Here is a 19492-nt window from a genome sequence, read left to right on the forward strand (position 1 = left end):
ATAATGACTTTAGAACTATTTTAACATTTATTGTCGAATCTTTGTATGGGGGCTCTTAATTGAGTGGGATTTTGGACTGAGCTTTAAATGGGGGTGAGCGAGTTTCACTGCTTGGGGAGCAACTTCTACCAGGGGGCGAGCGAGTTTTACTGCTTGGGGAGCGACTTTCACCCGGGGGCGAGCGAGTTTTACTGCTTGGGGAGCAACTTTCACCTGGGGCGAGCGAGTTTTACTACTTGGGGAGCGAATCTTACCCGGGGCGAGCGAGTTTTACTGCAAGGGGAGCGAATTCTACCTGGGGCGAGCGAGTTTTACTACTTGGGGAGCGACTTTCACCCGGGGGCGAGCGAGTTTTACTGCTTGGGGAGCAACTTTCACCTGGGGCGAGCGAGTTTCACTGCTTGGGGAGCGAATTTACCGGTGGCGAGCGAGTTTTACTACTTGGGGAGCGATTTTTACTTGGGGCGAGCGAGTTCTACTGCTTGGGGAGCGAATTCCACTCCAGGGCGAGCACGACACTCCAACTCCAAAGAGCGTAATCTCCTTAATCATACCTTGTACCTTTATTGAATATACATATATAGAATAAGGGGAGGTATTTAAATTGGAATTACATACCGTTGATGAAAATGCTCTGGAAAAAGGGTTGGAGGTTTATGCTAAAGAAGAACATATCATTTATAAAGATATAAATGCAGAATTAATAGCAACTAAAGAAGCTCGTTTGGTGAAAGCACGAATTGAATATTGGCAAAGTGAATTTGTGAATCCATACAATACCAAAAAGGCTCTATATGTCGTTTATCGTCGGTTTGGGACAAATGATTTGAATCAGTTACCTTTAGAACATATTTTTACAATCAATCAGAAACCTCATTGTTGGAAATGCAATCGTTCGTTAGATCAACTGACAATGGAGATTTGCTCTACATGCGAAATGATTAAATGTCCTCATGATGGAGCGTGTAGCCAAGGTTGTTCAACTAAAAATTAAGGCTAGGAAGTCGTATCCCCTCCTAGCCTTGTTCCCATTTATTTTTTATTCATATCAATAACCATGCGTCCTTGGATTTTTCCTTGTTCCATTTCTTCAAAGATGTCATTAACTTCATGTAAACATCTTGTCTCAACGATTGGAACAACTTTTCCTTCTGCACCAAATTGGAAAGCTTCTTCTAGATCTTTTCTTGTACCAACTAAAGATCCTACAATTTCAATTCCATCTAATACTGTTTTTACAATCTCCAGGTCCATTGTTTCTGGTGGAAGTCCAACAGCAACAACTTTAGAAGTCGCACGAACAGAGTTCACTGCTTGATTGAATGCTACTTTGGATACAGCTGTTACAACGGCAGCGTGTGCTCCTCCAACTTTTTCCTGGATCCATTCACCAGCATCATCAACATTAAGTGGGTTAACTACAAGGTCTGCACCAATTTCTTTTGCTAAATCTAATTTATCATCATTTATATCAATCGCAATTACTTTTGCATTAAATACGTTTTTCGCATATTGAATAGCTAGGTTTCCTAATCCACCACAGCCATAGATCGCAATCCATTGTCCTGGTTTAATATTAGAAACTTTTATTGCTTTATAACAAGTAACACCTGCACATGTGATACTACTTGCTTGGGCTGGATCTAATCCTTCAGGTACTTTCACAGCATAGTCTGCTTCTACAATGCACTGTTCAGCCATTGCACCATCTACAGTAAAGCCGGCATTTTTCACGTCACGGCAAAATGTTTCTCGTCCAGTTAAACAATATTCACATGTTCCACACCCTTGGTAGAACCACGCAATACTCACACGATCACCAACTTTTAAGCTTGAAACGTCAGGAGCAATCTCTTTAACAATTCCGATCCCTTCATGGCCTGGGATACGCCCTGGCACTTCACCAAAGTCCCCTTTTGCCACATGTAAATCAGTGTGGCAAACACCGCAATATTCAACATCAACAAGAGCTTGACCGGAAGCTAATTTTGGTAATTCTACTTCTTTAATATCCACTTTACCTTTATTTTCTGCACTAACCACTGCTGCTTTCATTAAAAATTCCCCCTAAAAGGCATAAGATGTTTGTGAATATATTCACAAATAAATTATATATCAAACAATAATTACAGTCAATAATAACAAATTTTATGTGAAACACTTCACGTTATATGATTATTATGAAAAAGCTAAGTAATAATTAAAGTTCACTGCATAGTCCTTTAGTTCAACTAAGAAACTTCCTAAAAATTTAATTGTTGTTTTTATTTTCTGACATTTTACTTTAATTAAGTTACCTATTATAATATTAATATTTGAAGTTCAGAGGTGAAGAATGGGTTACACTGGAAGAATTACTATACTGATATTAATTACAACAACTACAGTTACCAATTTCATCATTGCTGATAACATAGAGCCTCTTGCAATTGTTTTTAGCCTTATTTTCGTCGCTTTATCATGGTTTATCGGTGGTTTCTACGATAAGTACCATTTTCTTTCTTATCATGACTCGTTAACAAAAGTATTTAATCGCAGGTATGGATACATTTTCATTCCAAAAATGCTCTCACAAGCAAAGCGAAAAAATACCTCCATTGCTTTATTAACCATAGATATTGATCAATTTAAAACAATTAATGATACGTATGGTCATCAAGCTGGAGATGCTATTCTTTATAAAGTTTCCCAACTATTACAAACGAAGATTAGAAAAACAGACCGTATCATTAGATGGGGTGGCGATGAATTTCTATTAATCTGTCAAAACATGAATCGTGCAGATGCTATTGGTATGAAAAATAGACTACAAGATAGTTTAAATGGAACAATTCTAGAGAAGAACATAACCATTCAACTCTCAATTGGAATAGCTATATATCCTGAAGATGGTGAATCATTGGATACATTAATTACTTTTTCAGATGAAAAAATGTATGAATCCAAAGCTAAAAACAAACAACATAACAATGAACTACTACAACAAGAAGATATTTTAGACAAAGGGGATTATAGATGAAAAGGAAAATATTATCTGATTCACTGCTTTCCGAAGAAAAACTTGCAACCAAATGGTTTTTATGGTTATTTTATATACTTTATCTTACCTATGATATTACTTATTATTACATTATCCCTATGGGTCCTTGGCAATTAGAAATTAATCAACCTAGAGCTGGATTAAATATTTTTATCTATATCATTATGCTTGGTCTTCTGCCTTTAGCGATTCGGTTAATGAAAAAACAAAGGCCGGAACCGATAAAATATATTTACTTTATCGTATTCACCAGTTTGAATTTAATCAATGACATTTGGGTCTATTGGGGAAGTGATGTCAGCTATGCCAATGGAAATATCATTGAACTTGTAATTCTTTTATTTTCCCCATTATTTATTAATAAAAGATTCTTTTTCTTAGTATTCTTAGGAACTACTATAAAGTTCGTGCTGGTAGGATTAGCACTTCAAGATTCAATCGTAATATTACCTATATTACTTGTGTTCGTAATATCCCTACTATCTTCTATACTTTTATATCGTTTCCTCAGTTACGTAAAATCCGTGAAAGAATCATACAATAGACAGTTAGAGGGAATCGTTAAGGGAATTATTGCTACATTAGAACTGAAAGACCCATATACACGTGGGCATAGTGAACGTGTCGCTGATTATGCAATGAGTTTAGCTATTGAAACAGGTAAGTTTAAAAGTAATGAACTGACGAATTTTTATTACACTTGCCTTTTACATGATATTGGGAAAATCAATATTCCGGATGCGATTTTAGCAAAACCAGGAAAATTAACAGATGAAGAATTTGATTTAATTAAACAACATCCAACCGTTGGAGCAAAAGCAGTTCAGGATGTGGAAGGAATTTCAGAGCACATTGATATCATCTCCCATCACCATGAACGCTGGGATGGAAAGGGCTATCCAGACGGACTTAAAGGAGAAGAGATTCCATATTTGGCACGTGTTACTGCTGTTGCAGATGCCTTTGATGCCATGACTTCATCCAGATCCTATCGTTCTGCTTTATCATTGGACGAAGCGTATAAACGGATCGTAGATGGAAAAGGTACACAATTTGACCCTGATTTGGTAGAAACATTTAAAAAGGTGTTCCCAGTTTGGAAGGACTATCACCAGAAGAATAACTAGATAGCTTTGAAGGGGGGTGTCATACGTTATGAAAATCCGTAAACTAAAAAAGATTACTGTAACTTGCTGGTGGTGCTTATGGCATCGTTAATTTAAAAAGCATGGTGGGATGCTAGGAGTAAATTCTAGCATCCTATTATTTTTAGAGAGGAATGATACTAGATGAAGTTAACATCTCAGTCAACACTTTCTTTAACCCCCTTACAAATCCGTCAAGATAAGAAAAACTATATAGTGGAAGATACTCAATCAGGAGAATTTTTTGAAATGCCTAAGGTTTGTATTGATGCGATTGAAAGAATGAAGACAGGCGAAACATTAGGGGAAATTGAACATGTTCTAAAAGAAGCTTACCCTAACGAAGACGTTGAATTAATCCCATTTGCTAAGCAACTCATCGATTTCGGCCTAGTACAAACCGTAGACGGCGAAGAAATCACACATAAAAAGTCAAACCAAATGCCAGCAGGAATGCAATGGATCCCTGAAAAGTGGGGACGGTTCTTCTTTAACAAAATCACCAGTCGTATTTATTTTCTACTATTCTTTGGAAATATCCTTTTCATTCTATGGAACCCTTCTCTCCTCCCGAGTTATAAGGATATATTTGTGTTTGATTCCATGATGGTTAATATAATTGTATTTATGGTCATTTCGCTACTGTTAATTTTGATTCATGAATTTGGACATGTTTTGGCGATTCGAGCACATGGTCTACCTGCCAAATTAGATATTGGACGTCGTTTATTTTTTATCGTGTTTGAAACGGATTTAACACCAGCATGGAAGCTTGATTCCAAACAACGCAATCAGCTTTATTTTGCAGGATTAGCTTTTGAACAAGTCATTCTTTTTATAGCCTTTTCACTAATTCTTATTTATGGGAATGTGCACCCATTAGTTGGTGGATTGCTAGGCATTATCGTATTTGACCTTGTCATTAAATTCATTTATCAATGTTGTTTCTACATGAAAACCGATTTATATTACGTCGTGGAAAATGTTACCAGCTGTTATAACCTCATGGAGCGTGGGAAAGAAGTATTAAAAAGTTGGAATCCAATTAGGAAAATAACTGCACATTCGGCTTTGGAGGAAAATGAGGATGATGAGAAAGTAATTCGCTATTATAGCGTGTTTTATGTATGTGGGGTTGTATTAACTTTTGGATTGTTTGTCATTTACTTCCTGCCTCAGACAGTGTATGCATTCACGAGAAGTATCAACCACGTAATCGAACATCCAATGACAAACCCATACTTTTGGGATGGCATCGCCTTCCTCTTCCAAACTGTATTGATGGTAGGATTGTTCATTTGGGTTGGGCGTAGGAATCGGGGAAAGTAGTGGTATGGTTGGATTATGGGTGTGAGTTTTACCTGTGGGGTGAGCACATTTTCAACTTTGGGGAGCGAGTTGACCTGGAGGGCGAGCACATTTTCAACTTTGGGGAGCGAGTTGACCTAGAGGGCGAGCACATTTTCAACTTTGGGGAGCGAGTTGAACCTGGGGACGAGCGTAGTCATCGTTACATGGAGCGTGTTCTTCCCTGGGGTGATCACATTTTCACCGTTTGGGAGCGAGTTGACCTGGAGGGTGAGCACATTTTCAACTTTTGGGAGCGAATTCCCCTTGTGGACGAGCGTGCTCTACCCAAGGCCGAGCGTACACTCCCTCTACGGTGCACGCTCCCCAAAAAGACGAGCATAGAACCAAATCGCCCCCCTACACCATCCCTCTAAAACAAGCTCAACTGGCTACTATCATCATCAATTTCATTTGTAATCCCGATAGAATCTACCACTTTATATAACCGATCATTAACGTCGTCTTTCTGTATAAATTCAATGGCACCTTGTTGCTCCACTTCTTTTAACACAATGCAAACATCACCAAAGATTTGATATGCCCCACTTGAATATTTGGCAGACGTCATTCCGTGGTTGATGATTAAATGTTCACATACTTCACTTGCCCAAAACTCAGACTCCCCTCTCTCTTTTATATATTGAAACACAGCGTTTTTTTCCTTATTCGTTATGGATAGATTCCCATTTTCACTACCCTGTAAATCAAATTTTCTTTTGTTAACTTGAAACCTTTCACTCTGTCCTACCTTCTTCTTCTCTGCCTCACGTTTTTCAGCTAATTCTTCTTTATATCTCTTCTCTCGCCATTCAGCAAGAAGGTCTCTCAATCGCCTCACTTGCCTATCCAATAGAGGCAATTCTAAATCTAATTGTTGCTGAATATCATTTGGAACATCAATTTCTGAAGGTAGATCAGCTATCCCTACTGTTGCCAACGTCCATTCTTCATCAACTTTTATTAGTATTTCATCCATTTCGTAGTCAATTTTTTCTAATCCCTTTTTAATTTCCAAGGCTAGATGTGGTGGCAGACCAACATGCTCCTCGAAATGAACAATTCCAAACTTCTTTACATCCCCAGTACTTCGGTTTTGCACGATATATTGATACCTCAAAGGTCTTCCACACTCGCATAATAGCTTTGGTTCCGCTCTACGCCATTCAGGACCTGCGTCAATATAATCGACAAACTCCCACTCAAAGGCAGCGTGATCATCTGCAGTAGTAGTGGCAGCTTTTTCCTTTGCCATGACATTTGCAAATTCGGTACGCTTTCCCCTTTTCATCAATTCCTCTAAAAAAGTGCGTTGCTTTAAAGACAAACTTTTTAAAATAACATCTCTTTCCGCTTGTTTTAAATATTCCATTCCTTTCCCTCCTCCTTTTAAAATAAAAAAACCAATGCCCATGTGTGCATTAGTCTAGTTGAATGAATTGAATTTTTGTATAATCTATCTTTCTGCTTTTTCGGGAAGCTCACTCATTGGAGTCTTTGGTTTAATCGGCCCTCTTCCTCTTGGAATCTCTAAAACTTCGTTAGTTTTAGCATCGAGAGATTTAGCAATGTGGTCAACAGCAATTAATGGGTCTACCTTATTGCCACAAGTGTACACATCAATGCTAGCGTACCCATGTTCAGGAAAACTGTGGATCGTTAAATGGGATTCAGCGATAATGACGACACCACTTATTCCCTGAGGTGCAAATTGGTGAAAAACTACTTCTCGAATTTCGGCACCCGCTTTCAGTGCTGCTTCTACAAAGATTTTTTCTATTAAGTTAATATCATTTAAAATTGCTTCATTACAGTCCCAGAGTTCTGCAATAATTTGTCTCCCCATTACTTCCATGTTCATAAGTCCCCTTTAATACTCAGTAAATAGCTAAGCCTTTAGTACAGGTTGCAAAGATGTTTAGCACCGGACGCCTGTACTTTTTAGTAAATATTCTCTTCTATAAAACATATATATAGTGGAGTATAAACTGTCCATATATTTTTTGCAATGCACGAATTTTTTTGAAACCTTTTAGATAATTAATCGTATTACATCGTGTAACCATTTAAAACCGAATAAAGAGGTGAAGCTGTGGGGCTATTTTCTAATATTTTTTCCAAAAATAAGAATAGGGAACCGGCACCGAAGGAAAGAACTGTACTATCGATTAAAGTCGGGGACATTGTTACCTATGACCTCGTAGACTATGAAGTAGTTGGAAAAATTACGTATCGGGATGGGAATTATGAATGGTATGGATACCAATTGTTGGAAGGCCATGATACCATTTGGTTATCGGCTGAAATGGATGACGAGTTAGAACTTGGCGTCTATCGAAAAATTCAACTCCCTGTCACGAAACCCTATCCAAAAGAACTCACCTACGAAAATAAAACCTACTACTTACAGGAGCAGGGAACTGCAAGAGTTATTGGAGAAGGAAGAAGCTCCAAGTTAACCGGCTCTGAAACGAATTATGCAGACTATACAGATACAAATGAAACGACATCAATTAGTCTGGAATCATGGGGTTCTGAAATAGAAGCAAGCATTGGCCACCCCGTCGAAGCTTATGAATTCAAAATTACTGCAGGATCTAGGTAGAAAGAAAAGCGCAGAGAGCCACTCTGTTTTTTCAAAAAGAACCTTGCAGAATGTAAAATATAAGGAGGAAAATACATGTTTAAATTTTTCAAAAGAGTAAAAACCGTTGTCAGTTCTGAATTAAATTCAATGCTGGATAAAGCAGAAGATCCGGTGAAAATGCTGGATCAATTTATGCGCGATATGGCTGAGGATATTCGTGAGGTTGAAAGTGCTGTTGCTAAACAAATCGCCAACGAAAAAATGCTAAAGCGTAAAGCTGATGATGCAAATGCTATGGTAGCCAAACGACAAAGCCAAGCAGAACAAGCGATTCAAGCTGGCAATGATGAATTAGCTCGCCGTGCTTTACAGGATAAAAAGGAACATGAAGCAACTGCTGAATCGTTAAATGAGTCTTGGGAAAGAGCGAAAAACGATGCAGACATTTTACGTACAAAACTAGATGAAATGAAAAAAGAATACCAAGAAATGAAACTGAAAAAAGATTCTTTAAAAGCGCGTGCTGAATCAGCAAAAACTCGTACAAAAATCAATCGCACTATGTCCTCTATTGGTAACGATGATTCCAAACGTGGATTTGAACGCATGGAAGAAAAAGTCATGCAATTTGAGGCAGAGGCTGAAACTAGTGAGGACCTGTCCCAAGCAAGCCGTACATTAGATGATGAATTTGAAGACTTAGAAAAGAATAGTGTGGATGATGAACTAGCCGCATTAAAAGAAAAAATGGGTAAAGAGTAAGAGACTTCGGAGCAGCACTTTAATCTTTTGCTGCTCCTTCTCTTTCAAAAGGAGGGATTAATTTGTGAGGAATCGAATAAGTATAATAGGGCTGTTTTCCCTTCTAATTCTACTATCTGCTTGTTCGTCAGGAGGAGAGTCCATCACAGCAGAAGATATTCCAACCGAACCTTCAAAAGATGCAATTACTAACGCTATTAAACAGGCAGGGAATTATGAAATGGACGATATTATTGAGGCAAACTTTCCTGAAGTACTGAAGATTGAAGGAGATAGCAGTAATGCAGAGGTTTATGGAACGACACGTTTTGGACTTACTGAACTCAGTTCTCTCCTGTCAGATACCGTCCAACCGGAAGAAATCAGTGACGTAAAAGATAACCAGCAAATTTTAATTTATCCAGATGATTTTATAACATTAAGAGAAAGTGAAGCAGATCCTAATGTTCTACTTATCGAAGTGGCAAGTGATGAATTTGTCAGACGCAATTATTCACCTAACTTTTTAAGCACATACTTTGCCTTTCGAATTTTAGACGATATGTTAGATACGAGGGATTGGAGCAAGCGCCAAGGTGGAAGTTACTCAGGAATGGGAAGTTTAAATAAACCTAGCCGTGGATTTGGATCATTTCGCGGTGGTGGCCCTGGAACAGGTAAATAAAGGAGTGATAAAATGGAACCATATATCTCGACGTTAGTTTATTTTTTTATTTCCATCGTTATTGTATTAATCGGTTTATTCATCTTTGAAAATGTAACACGTTCTTATAAGGATATGGAAGAAGTCAAAAAAGGCAACCAAGCTGTAGCGTTATCCATTATTGGAAAAATAATTGGAATTTGTATCATTCTATCCTTTGCCGTATATAACAGTAATGTCATATATGAAACGATCATTTGGGGAGTATTCGGTGTCGTCTTGCAAATGATTACTTACTGGTTCTTTGACCTGTTTACACGTTCGTTTTCAGTTGAAGAGCAATTAGCGAAAAATAATATTGCTGTTGGTATTATGAGCATGGGAGTTTCAATTGGATTGGCATTTGTCATTGGGGCCTCGATTACATAAGAAAAAGCTCCGAACGCTAGTTAGTCGCAGATGCTGGAGAGTCAACGTATCGCGAACGAATTGTAATTTTAACTTTAACGGCCAGGCACTCGCTTGGCCGTTCGTTATTGGCATAGAAGAGAGTGAAGAACAGTGAATGAAGCAGCAGTGAGAAAAAGTAATATTATTTATTGGTCATCCGGGATTGTATCGATTTGTGGGATAATTTTTGAGGTCTTGTTCGGTGCATTAGGTTCTTACATATTAGGTGACGGTGTCAAACAGTACACATTGACGATTTCGCTCTTCTTAACAGGGATGGGCATCGGTGCCAGTTTAAGTGAAAAAGTTATGAAAAACCTCATCATCACGTTTGTCTGGATTGAGTTTGGTGTTGCCGTGATTGGTGGCTTTTCTAGTTTCACGATGTTTGGAATCACCGCATTTGCCCCTGCTGGTACAGATGCCTTTTACTTATATTTTATTACCTTACTTGTTGGGGCCTTAACCGGTGTGGAACTACCGATTTTAATTCGGAAAGCAAATGATATTGGTGTTGCATTAAATAAAAGCACGGCACGCGTTTTATTTTCCGATTATGCTGGAGGATTAATTGGTGGGTTGCTGTTTGTGTTCTTGCTGCGCCCTTATTTCGGTATGGTAAAAACAGCATTTTTAGTTGGTTGCATTAATTTAACTGTTGCGTTAATCGTTCTATGGCTGTTTCGCAGAGAAATTCGAAATTTTATGGTACATGCTATGATTGGACTAGGAATCGGAGTGGTGCTATTGATCGGATTATTTTTTGGTGAAGCAATGGCATTCAGTTTTGAACAAAAGCTCTACCAGGATCCCATTATTCACATGGAGGAAAGCAGTTACCAGCGAATTACCATCACGAAGGACCAAGAGGATGTCCGTCTTTTCTTAGATGGACAATTGCAGTTCAGCACCATTGATGAGCACCGCTATCACGAAGTCCTCATCCACCCAACGATGAGCGTTGCAGAAAGCCGACTGAATGTCCTCATCCTTGGTGGAGGTGATGGAATCGCAGCAAAAGAAGTGTTGAAATATGATGACGTTGAGTCTGTCACTCTAGTAGATTTGGATCCAGCTGTTGTGGAATTAGCGAACACCGAGCCACTGTTGCTTGAGGTAAATGATGGAGCATTAATGGATGAAAAAGTGGAGGTTGTGCATGAAGACGCCTTTCAGTTTTTAGAGGACACGGATGAATGGTTTGATGTAATCATCATTGACCTCCCCGATCCAAACAATGAAAGTTTAAATAAATTGTATACACGAGAGTTTTATTCATTGGTTAGGAATCACCTTAATCCTGGGGGTGCCGCTATGATTCAGGCAACAAGCCCTGTCTTTGCTAGAGAAGTCTATTGGACGATATCCGAGACAGTAGCATCTACAGGGTTACATGTAGAAAATTTGCATGTCGATGTTCCTAGCTTTGGCAACTGGGGATTTGTTATGGCAAGCCGTGAAACAATTGAATTAGAGAATATTGAAATTCCTGTTACTACTAGGTTTCTTTCATCTGACATACTCCCTGCCCTGACTGTATTTGGGAAAGATGAGAATGAGGATATCTATCGGGCAAACGGAGATTTGATAGAATTAAAGCCTAATACATTAATTGACCCGCATTTGATACAGATTTATGAGAGGTCTTGGGAGAATTATTAGATGGTGGATGTGGTTGGGTGGAGCGAGTTTTCCTTGGTGGGGAGCGAATTCTGACCGGGGGCGAGCGAGTTCACCTTACTGTGGAGCAACTTCTGTCCCAGGGCGTGCGAGTTTTACTTGGTGGGGAGCAAATTCTGGACGGGGGCGAGCGAGTTCTGCTTGGTGAGGAGCAAATTCTGGACGGGGGCGAGCGAGTTTTCCATTGTGGGGAGCGACTTTTGGCTCAGGTCGAGCGAGTTCTGCTTGGTGGAGAGCGAATTCTGGACCAGGGCGAGCGAATTTCCTTTTGTGGGGAGCGAATTCTGGCTCGGGGCGAGCGAGATTACTTTTTGTGGGGAGCAAATTCTGGACGGGGGCGAGCGAGTTCACCTTGGTGGGGAGCAACTTCTGGACCGGAGCGAGCGAGTTCAACTTGGTGGGGAGCGAATTCTGGCCGGGAGCGAGCGAATTTTCCATTGTGGGGAGCAACTTCTGGACCGGAGCGAGTTCACCTCAACGGGGAGCAACTTCTGTCCCAGGGCGAGCGAGTTCAGCTCAACGGGGAGCGACTTCTCACCTGGGACGAGCGAATCGACCTCTGTGTGGAGCCTGAACGAGCACATTCACCTTAATGGGGAGTACATATGGCAATATATAAAGAGAGGTGAAAGGATGACACAAGATTATTATGTAGAAAAATTCGGTCAAGGTGATCCCATTCTATTTTTACCTGCTGCTGGTTTTTCTGGCAATGAAGGATTTAAAATAGCAGAGCATCTTAGCGACAGATTTGAAACACATATGATTGATTTGCCGGGGTTTGGTAAAAGCAAAGGGATAGAAACAAAGGTTTCATCTATAAAACTAGCGAACTGGGTAAAAGATTACTTGGATGAGCAACATATTGAAAAAGCGAATTTAATTGGCCATTCCCTTGGCGGAGCAATACTGTTGAATTTTGCTGTCCATTATCCTGATAAAGTGAATAAACTTGTATTACTAGATCAAGGCCACAAACCTTTTCCTAGAGTTCCAAAATCAGAATTTGGCGCATTTGCTTATTTTTTCCCACTTCTCAACATGCTAGTTAATCTTTTTGGGAAGTCATTTTTAAATAAGTTGGCGCCACTCTTTACACAAGACGGCGAACAAAAAGTCGACAATGACGAGATCCGCAAGCAATTTTGTAAGCAGGCTTCTATTGAGGAAGATGATTATGTTCGATTGGCGTTTGAGAACCGAGCTGATTTTTCCGTGGAGGCACTTAATTTGCTGTTCGGCTACTATAAGCTGAACCTCCCCAACCTATTGAAGAAAGTGACCGTTCCGACTTATTTAGTTTACGGCACATTTGAAGGATTGAATGAAAAAGAATACATAAATACGAAACGTCAAGTAGAGAAATTACACAAACATAACCTCCCCATTACCTTCCAACCGCTTAAAGGTGGACATTACGTACATTGGAATCAGAATTTTGCGTGGGATGAGTTAGAGAGGTTTTTATTAAAAAACTCTGAAGTGAGTTTTGTGGTCTAGTTTGTATAAAAAAAGTGCTATTGCCCTTAAAGGAGTGATAGCACTTTTTTCAGATGTAAAAGTAAATGTTTATCTAGAATATTCCATTTCAAATACCAATCCTAATTCTGCTGCTTAATTTTATTTAAATCAAGTTCTCAACTTTAAACATAATTCATAGAATTTATTAATTTGCAATGGTATAAAAGGAGGATAAACATGCCTTTCATTAAGTTCTATGGTTTTAATCAAGAAACACTCCAAAATAAGTCTAATCAAATAATTAGCATTATAACAGATAGAGCGAATATAAAAGCAACAAAAGTAAAAATCTACAATGCTCCAGACATATCGATTACAATTAATCCTCCGATAATAGAAATTGCGATGTTTCAACGTCCAATAGAAACTTATGATAGTATTGCGAGTGATTTAAATAATCTTTTCCATGACACTGAATTTCATAATCCCCATATATATTTTGTGGTAATAGAAGAGAAACTTTATTATAAACAAGGTTTACCTATAGTGAATTAGTAATCTTCATGTATTTTCATTTATTTACTTCCATTATCGATTCCTTTTGACGTAATACTCACTCATAATAAAGGGTTAATATTGCCCCAGTCCAAATGAAGTTGCCTTTCCAACATGAAATTTCCCCAAAAATATAGTAATAGCTACCCCATTCATAAATACTTCGTTTCTATACCTTTATAACTGCTTTGTTACTCACCTCTTAGTCACTCTTATTGGTGAATCGAAAATGTAATTACTTTAATTACTAAATCTCATCCACAAGGTAGAAAATAAATCCATACCCTTATAACCCCAAACAAGCCCAACCTCCTCAAGGGCTTGTTTAGGTTTCACAATCTTACTTATCGTTCATAAAAATCAAATGGCGTTGCACCGTGAGAGTAGCCTTCTAATTGCTGCAATACTTTTCGATACCCTTCCCCATAGACATCATCTCTATGAAGTAATTCATGATTTAATATCTCCGCTTCTTTATAAGCTCCAATTGATTCCATAAAATATACTTCAACCCATGAAGCATGGCCTTCTAAATCTGCCAACGTCAAAACATCAAGATTCAGTTGGTCAAATTGCCAAATATGTGTTAGTTCATGCGCTAAAGTCGCTAATGTTTGTAAACGAGGTGCTCCATTCTCAATGTAAATTTCTGCTCGTTCTCCAGATCTAATGGCTGTACCAACAATACGGGCATCATATTCCTCTGTAGGGACAAACTTCTGTCCACTTAATGCTTGAATCTCCTTCGCATTTATCATCTTGATATGAATATTCTGTCTCACTTCAACCTGTAAAGTATTCGTAAAGAAAGTACGAACTTCTTCGTAAAGTGGTGTAAGATCTTCTACGCGATCGATCGCTGTCTGGTGACATACCGAACATCTTTCGCGCTCATCATCCAGTTGAATAAATTCGGTGGCTGCAAAATAATTTTTACAGAAATCACATTGTCTTTTTTCACCTTGCTCTGTTTCCTGTTGGTTTTCTGTTGCTAATTGCCGTTGTGTATGCAGGCGGTTCTCTGGCAACAAGCTACGAATCGCTTCCATGGTCTCTTCAAACTGGAACACTTCCGGCATGGAATCTCCACCCATATAAGCGAAGCACTGTTTTGGTTCCTGCTCTGATTCATAGGACAACCAGTACATATAATCTTCCATAATTTCAAATAGGTGGAGCCACTTATCTTTTATCCGTTCTAACATTCCCATCTGAAGTGGGGTATCTTCAAAAATATAAATCGTAATCATATTCTCTTCATCTTCTGGAACATCTTTGACTTTTGGTAAATATCTTTTCAAGTTTCTATAAAATGCCTGTTCTTCGGGAAAATAGTTCTCTGGAACCGAAGTCGTAGCTGCAAGGTACTGATATCCATGTGGGAATAATGAAACAAAGATTTCGTTTAGCAAATAAACTAAAGTTACCGACACTTGCTCTACATTTATAGCCGAATCATTCTTGATCTTCCATTTGAATTCCAAAACATTTCCGTTCGGATAGTTTCGATCATAAATTTCTTTATCCTGATAGGACAACTTGGTATATCTTAACTTTTCATCTGCCAAATCGATTCCATGGTCAAATTGGAAGTATCCATTGGTCGAGGCCTCCACTTCACATTGATACAACTGAATCATAACTTCATTTTGATCAATCATGAGTTGCTCTGTGGCATACTTTGCTTCCTCATCTAATGGACCTTTCACGGCAAACGAACGATTTTGATGATACTGATATTTCTCAGTTTGTGCTTCATAAACTAAATCGATTGTTTTAGTGTAACGGTTGATGTCTTCAATTCGATATAGATTGCCGTTAAATGCATGTAACTGTCCAGGTAAGTAATTTTGATAAATATTGCCAGCAATGATTTCGTCGATTACTTCATTCGTACTCGTTTTTAATTCAAAAAACTCAAACCAATTTGGTATCAACTCTTGGTAAAAGTCGCGTGACAATTTATAGTAGATCGTCTTGTTGAAATCAAATTTCTTTACGGTGAATGACTCTTCTTCCACAATTTCTATAAAAGGCTTAAAATCCTGCTCTGTTTTCAGTACTTGTCTTAAGAATTGATTTAACTGCTCAATAATTGGTTCTTTTGACAATGGTTTGTTGCGTACCTTTTGCAAATTAGAAATAAGCTCTTCCTGTTTCATTACACCGTTACATAATCGTTCAATTAATAAGTAAGTCATACTCCATGTCGTTCTTGACAACTCTGGAACAAATGGAGAAATTTTTTCTACATTTTCTAAGAAAAACTCTCGGTGATGCGCCATATAATCGCGTAGTAGGTATGGCGGCGATACGATGTGAACAAAGGTGTTCTTTACTCCATTAGACCACCATTCTGCCAACGAATTAATAAAATTGTGCTCTTCATCAAAGATGATGGTGTAACTATGTTCATCTCTTTTTAACAACAGTGAAGATACATTAAACTGAACGTTATTTCGAATCGAATCAATAGCTACAGGGGTTAATCCATACTCTAGTAAGTTTTTCCTACTGTCGATGAGATCCTTAAGGCTATCAAGTGTTGCACGAGTATGCTGTTCTCCTAAGTGGATTTTGCCAATACCGTGTTTAATTGCAGGTAATGCGATTACTGCTTCTTCATTTAACCGTCGATGCGACATTTTTGGTAGAATCGTGGATTGAAGCCACTCTTCTCCTTACTTTTTCCATACCATATAAAAGAGATTAGGAGATTTATCCAGGCTTATCGAAATATTCTTCGGTTTAATGCGAAGGACATCACGTACTTCTTCCCCAAGTGCTTCATACCATTTTGATAGTATGATTTGTTGTGGCATCTTATTTAGATGATCTTGCAATTTCCAAATAAAAGCATGTAGAATCGTATCGTATTTCGATAAAATTTTAGAAGCCTCTGGAATTAAAACAACCTCGTATTCCGTCAAATCAACATTGTTCTTGAAATACTGAAAAAAGGATGGAAGTAATAACTGTGCGGGTGTTACAACTAAAATATCTGCATTGATATTTCGTTCCATCGCATTTTCTAGCGTTTCAATTTGCCAAATATATTGAAAGCCTTCTGCCTCTTCTTTAAAACCTGTTTTAAACCACTGTTGAATGGCAGCTAATTCTGTATCATCATTAGCGATCACCATCATTTTCTTACCCTTTATTAATAATTGGTGAATCCCCGTAAATAAAAAGGGAGAAAGGTCATCGTAATTTGGATTTTCAATTAATAGATGTTCCTCATCTAGTAGATTCGAAACGATTTGAATATATTCATCACGAACTATTTTCTCTCGTTTATTCAGCCGCTCACATAAATAGCTTACTAATTCACTATTTTCATCAAGTTCCCTACCTAGTTGTCGATAAGGGAGAACCGAAAATTCTTTGTAGTCTCCGTGAATATCAGTGACGATGGCGTCTGAAGTTAAAATACGTTTGTCGAATTGACGTTTATACTCTTCATATAGATTTTCGTATTGGGCAACTTTTTTCGTATGAGCATCTTCCCCTGAGATAGAACCCTCTTTCACTTCTGGCCAGCGCCCTCCAAAGAACCAAGCAATTTCAATTAATAGAATAAATGATAAGATTGGGTACTCTGGCAAGCCCCAGTTAACTGGTGATATCCAGTGATAAACTGCATTCAACACATAAAAAAGGAAAAAACCAAATGGTACTAGACTCGTAAATAACGTTAAATAATACGCAAAAGACCATTCCGGTTTCAGAACGATCCCAGATGCCGTTCTTTGATAGACGAACGCCACTGATTTGGGATCTCTTTTAGCTAATTTTTGTTGTAGTTTCATAGGTAATAAGCGAAAGATGGGTTTAACTAATTTCATCCATATCCCATTACTTTTGAAACCAAAAATTCTTAACAAAAAGTTTCTTATACGACCGAACCACTTTCCAAGCATTTTGAGCGTTAAGAAAACTACCAATATCGCATAATTAAAGAATACGAGTAAGTAATCAATCAATTGTGGAAAATATACTGCCAACCATTCATAGAAGTACGTAATCAAGTATTGGTCCAATAACAATACTCCTGCTGTAATGGCCACAGCCAAATACAGGACCCAAGATTGTTTGTAGCGTTCCTGCTTTTTATAGTTTGCTAGTTTCAAAAGTCCTACGATCGTAAGAATTAAAAGAATTTGGATGAGGGCAAAATAAAATGAGTTCATACGTTATACACCTTATCTAATTGAAGTTTTATTGAGGTAATTAGTGGAAAGATATCTAGAGTTGTAGATACTTTAGCACCTCTTATCTCAACTATTAAATTTCTCTTCTCTACATCAAACAAACTACTTAACGGAGAATAAATCTCATTTTGAGCTACTGTACGGTTGGAATAAAAGGATTTGTCAACAAACCGTACACACTTGTCATAATCAGCAGTATAGCTTGAATACCTTAATTTCTTTTGCAATTGGTCAACATTCATTACATATTTTTCTAGCTGGGCTTGATGATATCTGGCAAGAACATTTTTTTGTTGTCTTTGTCGTGATTCTTCTAATATAAGGTTATATTGCTTTCTAATTTGAAATAAGCGATATAGTTGTTTTAAGTAATGCTCATACTTTCCTGGCATCTCTTTCAAGATATTTGCATAGTCTTTTGCTTTTCGATCAACTTCTGCTAGCACATCTGTGATAGGAGTTCTTAACTTTCTCCGGACGTAAGCGCCAACTACTAGACTTAATATAACAAGAATCAATGGCACCATTAAGTAAGACATCCAGAAACGCGTCGATAGAATTTCAATCGTTCCATGTGGAATGGATTTAAAATACGGAAACAGTAAGCTGGCCCATATAAATACATACATGATAATCACCATTTGGTTCGTTGGAAAGAACTTAAATTGGTGAAATAATTTTTTTGTTTTCTTGTCCGCAAACTCACGCCAATCTGCCTGTACATGGTTGTGATTTGGGGAGATATGCGAAATTTCCTGTTGGGTATGATTAATTTTAGATTCTAAATCTTTCATATACGTATGTAATGGTACTTTCTCTTCTCCATACTCCTTCTCCTCGAGATCTTGTCGCTTAGAGATAGAAAGTTTAGCAACTTCATCATACACACTAGTAAATAATGTTCTTTCTCTTGCCTTTATCTCTGATTCAATATGCTCGGTATATAAATTCCAATTCTGTTTATAGTTCGTTACATTTTGATAATTCCAATCCGGAACCTGTGCATTAAATTCTTCATTCGATTTAATATCGATCGAATCTACTTGAATTTCACTAAAAGGATGAACATTAGAAACCATTGTATCTAATAAGTGACTTTCAATTTTTTGACTAGCAATTTTCAGGCTTTGATGATGATTCTGCAATACTTTTTGTAACTGTTCCAGATCAATATCCATCTCTAATTTGAATGCTTTCCCTATAGGTGCTTGTCTGATTAAGTTAGGATCAACAGAAGCCACATGAATAAAAAGTGCTAGACGAATCATATCTTCCTGTCGGTCATGAACCGAAGAGACCCGAAATGGAACCCGAATCAAACGAAAATCAGTAAGTAACGCAGGGATGGCTATTTTATTTTTCAAAATATCCTTCAGTAACTGAGACGGCAAAAAGCTTGCAAGTTCATTGTCAAGTGGAGGTGATATCCATCGTTCTAACTCTGTACCAAAGCTGTTTTCGATGGTTTTTAGCACATTTTTTGGAATCACATGATTAATTGCTTCAGCAGTTGTATTGGTAAACTCTTTTCCTTGTTGGTACTTTTTGGCCATCAGTTGCTCAAAACGCATCTTTACTGCAGCATGCTTCTTATGTAAGCTGGATAGAAAT

General features: G+C 37.9%; 17 protein-coding genes. 11 read left to right on the forward strand and 6 right to left on the reverse strand.

Translation table 11 applies throughout. The features are described 5' to 3' along the window. Nucleotides 1-604: 604 nt before the first annotated feature. A complete protein-coding gene (locus BUB12_RS07660; RefSeq protein ID WP_072889711.1) occupies nt 605-994 on the forward strand; it encodes a hypothetical protein in 390 nt (129 codons plus the stop codon). Between the two features lie 38 nt (nt 995-1032). On the opposite strand, the gene adhP is transcribed toward BUB12_RS07660, so the two are convergent. Further along, the gene (adhP, locus tag BUB12_RS07665; RefSeq protein ID WP_072889713.1) at nt 1033-2055 is read right to left on the reverse strand and encodes an alcohol dehydrogenase AdhP; all 1023 of its coding nucleotides are present in this window, start codon (nt 2053-2055) and stop codon (nt 1033-1035) included. Between the two features lie 280 nt (nt 2056-2335). On the opposite strand from adhP, the gene BUB12_RS07670 reads away from it, so the two are divergent. The 3 genes from BUB12_RS07670 (at nt 2336) to BUB12_RS07680 (ending at nt 5514) form a co-directional block, all read left to right on the forward strand. Further along, nucleotides 2336-3019 carry a GGDEF domain-containing protein gene (locus BUB12_RS07670; protein ID WP_072889715.1) on the forward strand — a complete coding sequence of 228 codons (684 nt, stop codon included), beginning with the start codon at nt 2336-2338 and terminating at the stop codon, nt 3017-3019. Further along, nucleotides 3016-4167: an HD-GYP domain-containing protein gene (locus BUB12_RS07675; RefSeq protein WP_072889717.1), complete on the forward strand. Its 1152-nt coding sequence runs from the start codon at nt 3016-3018 to the stop codon at nt 4165-4167. The genes BUB12_RS07670 and BUB12_RS07675 overlap by 4 nt, the downstream gene beginning before the upstream one ends. A 162-nt stretch (nt 4168-4329) precedes the next feature. Next, nucleotides 4330-5514 (forward strand): zinc metalloprotease, encoded by a 1185-nt coding sequence (locus tag BUB12_RS07680; RefSeq protein ID WP_072889719.1) that lies wholly within the window; start codon nt 4330-4332, stop codon nt 5512-5514. Nucleotides 5515-5905: 391 nt separating this feature from the next. On the opposite strand, the gene BUB12_RS07690 is transcribed toward BUB12_RS07680, so the two are convergent. Continuing rightward, complete coding sequence (locus tag BUB12_RS07690) at nt 5906-6904, reverse strand: DUF3895 domain-containing protein (protein WP_072889722.1); 999 nt, start codon at nt 6902-6904, stop codon at nt 5906-5908. An 84-nt stretch (nt 6905-6988) separates the two neighbouring features. Further along, on the reverse strand, nt 6989-7387 hold the full coding sequence (gene speD / locus BUB12_RS07695) for an adenosylmethionine decarboxylase (protein WP_072889724.1): 399 nt from the start codon (nt 7385-7387) through the stop codon (nt 6989-6991). 237 nt (nt 7388-7624) lie between these two features. Between speD and BUB12_RS07700 the strand changes: the two genes are divergently transcribed. The 7 genes from BUB12_RS07700 to BUB12_RS07735 all read left to right on the forward strand — a co-directional run bounded on the left by BUB12_RS07700 (nt 7625) and on the right by BUB12_RS07735 (nt 13670). Continuing rightward, nucleotides 7625-8137 carry a DUF4178 domain-containing protein gene (locus tag BUB12_RS07700; RefSeq protein WP_072889725.1) on the forward strand — a complete coding sequence of 171 codons (513 nt, stop codon included), beginning with the start codon at nt 7625-7627 and terminating at the stop codon, nt 8135-8137. A 75-nt stretch (nt 8138-8212) separates the two neighbouring features. Then, entirely contained in the window at nt 8213-8881 is a 669-nt protein-coding gene (locus tag BUB12_RS07705; protein WP_072889727.1) for a PspA/IM30 family protein, read from the forward strand. Nucleotides 8882-8945: 64 nt separating this feature from the next. Further along, entirely contained in the window at nt 8946-9545 is a 600-nt protein-coding gene (locus BUB12_RS07710) for a DUF4247 domain-containing protein (RefSeq protein WP_084063270.1), read from the forward strand. 12 nt (nt 9546-9557) lie between these two features. Then, a complete protein-coding gene (locus tag BUB12_RS07715) occupies nt 9558-9953 on the forward strand; it encodes a DUF350 domain-containing protein (RefSeq protein ID WP_072889728.1) in 396 nt (131 codons plus the stop codon). Nucleotides 9954-10085: 132 nt separating this feature from the next. Further along, nucleotides 10086-11636: a polyamine aminopropyltransferase gene (locus BUB12_RS07720; RefSeq protein ID WP_072889730.1), complete on the forward strand. Its 1551-nt coding sequence runs from the start codon at nt 10086-10088 to the stop codon at nt 11634-11636. A 651-nt stretch (nt 11637-12287) separates the two neighbouring features. Beyond that, nucleotides 12288-13154, forward strand: a complete 867-nt coding sequence (locus BUB12_RS07730; RefSeq protein WP_072889734.1) for an alpha/beta hydrolase — start codon at nt 12288-12290, stop codon at nt 13152-13154. 198 nt (nt 13155-13352) lie between these two features. Beyond that, a complete protein-coding gene (locus BUB12_RS07735; protein ID WP_072889736.1) occupies nt 13353-13670 on the forward strand; it encodes a DUF1904 family protein in 318 nt (105 codons plus the stop codon). A gap of 344 nt (nt 13671-14014) precedes the next feature. On the opposite strand, the gene BUB12_RS07740 is transcribed toward BUB12_RS07735, so the two are convergent. From BUB12_RS07740 to BUB12_RS07750, 3 genes are read right to left on the reverse strand one after another with little or no spacing between them, the layout of a single operon-like run. Beyond that, the gene (locus BUB12_RS07740; RefSeq protein WP_072889738.1) at nt 14015-16315 is read right to left on the reverse strand and encodes a hypothetical protein; all 2301 of its coding nucleotides are present in this window, start codon (nt 16313-16315) and stop codon (nt 14015-14017) included. A gap of 36 nt (nt 16316-16351) precedes the next feature. Beyond that, the gene (locus BUB12_RS07745) at nt 16352-17860 is read right to left on the reverse strand and encodes a hypothetical protein (RefSeq protein ID WP_072889740.1); all 1509 of its coding nucleotides are present in this window, start codon (nt 17858-17860) and stop codon (nt 16352-16354) included. Continuing rightward, a complete protein-coding gene (locus BUB12_RS07750) occupies nt 17857-19452 on the reverse strand; it encodes a hypothetical protein (RefSeq protein ID WP_143155611.1) in 1596 nt (531 codons plus the stop codon). Before BUB12_RS07750 ends, BUB12_RS07745 begins: the two co-directional genes overlap by 4 nt. Nucleotides 19453-19492 lie beyond the last annotated feature (40 nt).

The organism is Ornithinibacillus halophilus, from assembly GCF_900129485.1.
Taxonomy (GTDB): Bacteria; Bacillota; Bacilli; order Bacillales; family Amphibacillaceae; genus Ornithinibacillus; species Ornithinibacillus halophilus.

Bases quoted from the DNA above. Each gene is read 5' to 3' on its own strand.
- BUB12_RS07750 (WP_143155611.1), bottom strand. From the start codon at position 19,452: ATGCGTTTTGAGCAACTGATGGCCAAAAAGTACCAACAAGGAAAAGAG.
- speD (WP_072889724.1), bottom strand. From the start codon at position 7,387: ATGGAAGTAATGGGGAGACAAATTATTGCAGAACTCTGGGACTGTAAT.
- BUB12_RS07715 (WP_072889728.1), top strand. From the start codon at position 9,558: ATGGAACCATATATCTCGACGTTAGTTTATTTTTTTATTTCCATCGTT.
- BUB12_RS07740 (WP_072889738.1), bottom strand. From the start codon at position 16,315: ATGTCGCATCGACGGTTAAATGAAGAAGCAGTAATCGCATTACCTGCA.
- BUB12_RS07730 (WP_072889734.1), top strand. From the start codon at position 12,288: ATGACACAAGATTATTATGTAGAAAAATTCGGTCAAGGTGATCCCATT.
- BUB12_RS07670 (WP_072889715.1), top strand. From the start codon at position 2,336: ATGGGTTACACTGGAAGAATTACTATACTGATATTAATTACAACAACT.
- adhP (WP_072889713.1), bottom strand. From the start codon at position 2,055: ATGAAAGCAGCAGTGGTTAGTGCAGAAAATAAAGGTAAAGTGGATATT.
- BUB12_RS07745 (WP_072889740.1), bottom strand. From the start codon at position 17,860: ATGAACTCATTTTATTTTGCCCTCATCCAAATTCTTTTAATTCTTACG.
- BUB12_RS07675 (WP_072889717.1), top strand. From the start codon at position 3,016: ATGAAAAGGAAAATATTATCTGATTCACTGCTTTCCGAAGAAAAACTT.
- BUB12_RS07735 (WP_072889736.1), top strand. From the start codon at position 13,353: ATGCCTTTCATTAAGTTCTATGGTTTTAATCAAGAAACACTCCAAAAT.
- BUB12_RS07680 (WP_072889719.1), top strand. From the start codon at position 4,330: ATGAAGTTAACATCTCAGTCAACACTTTCTTTAACCCCCTTACAAATC.
- BUB12_RS07690 (WP_072889722.1), bottom strand. From the start codon at position 6,904: ATGGAATATTTAAAACAAGCGGAAAGAGATGTTATTTTAAAAAGTTTG.
- BUB12_RS07705 (WP_072889727.1), top strand. From the start codon at position 8,213: ATGTTTAAATTTTTCAAAAGAGTAAAAACCGTTGTCAGTTCTGAATTA.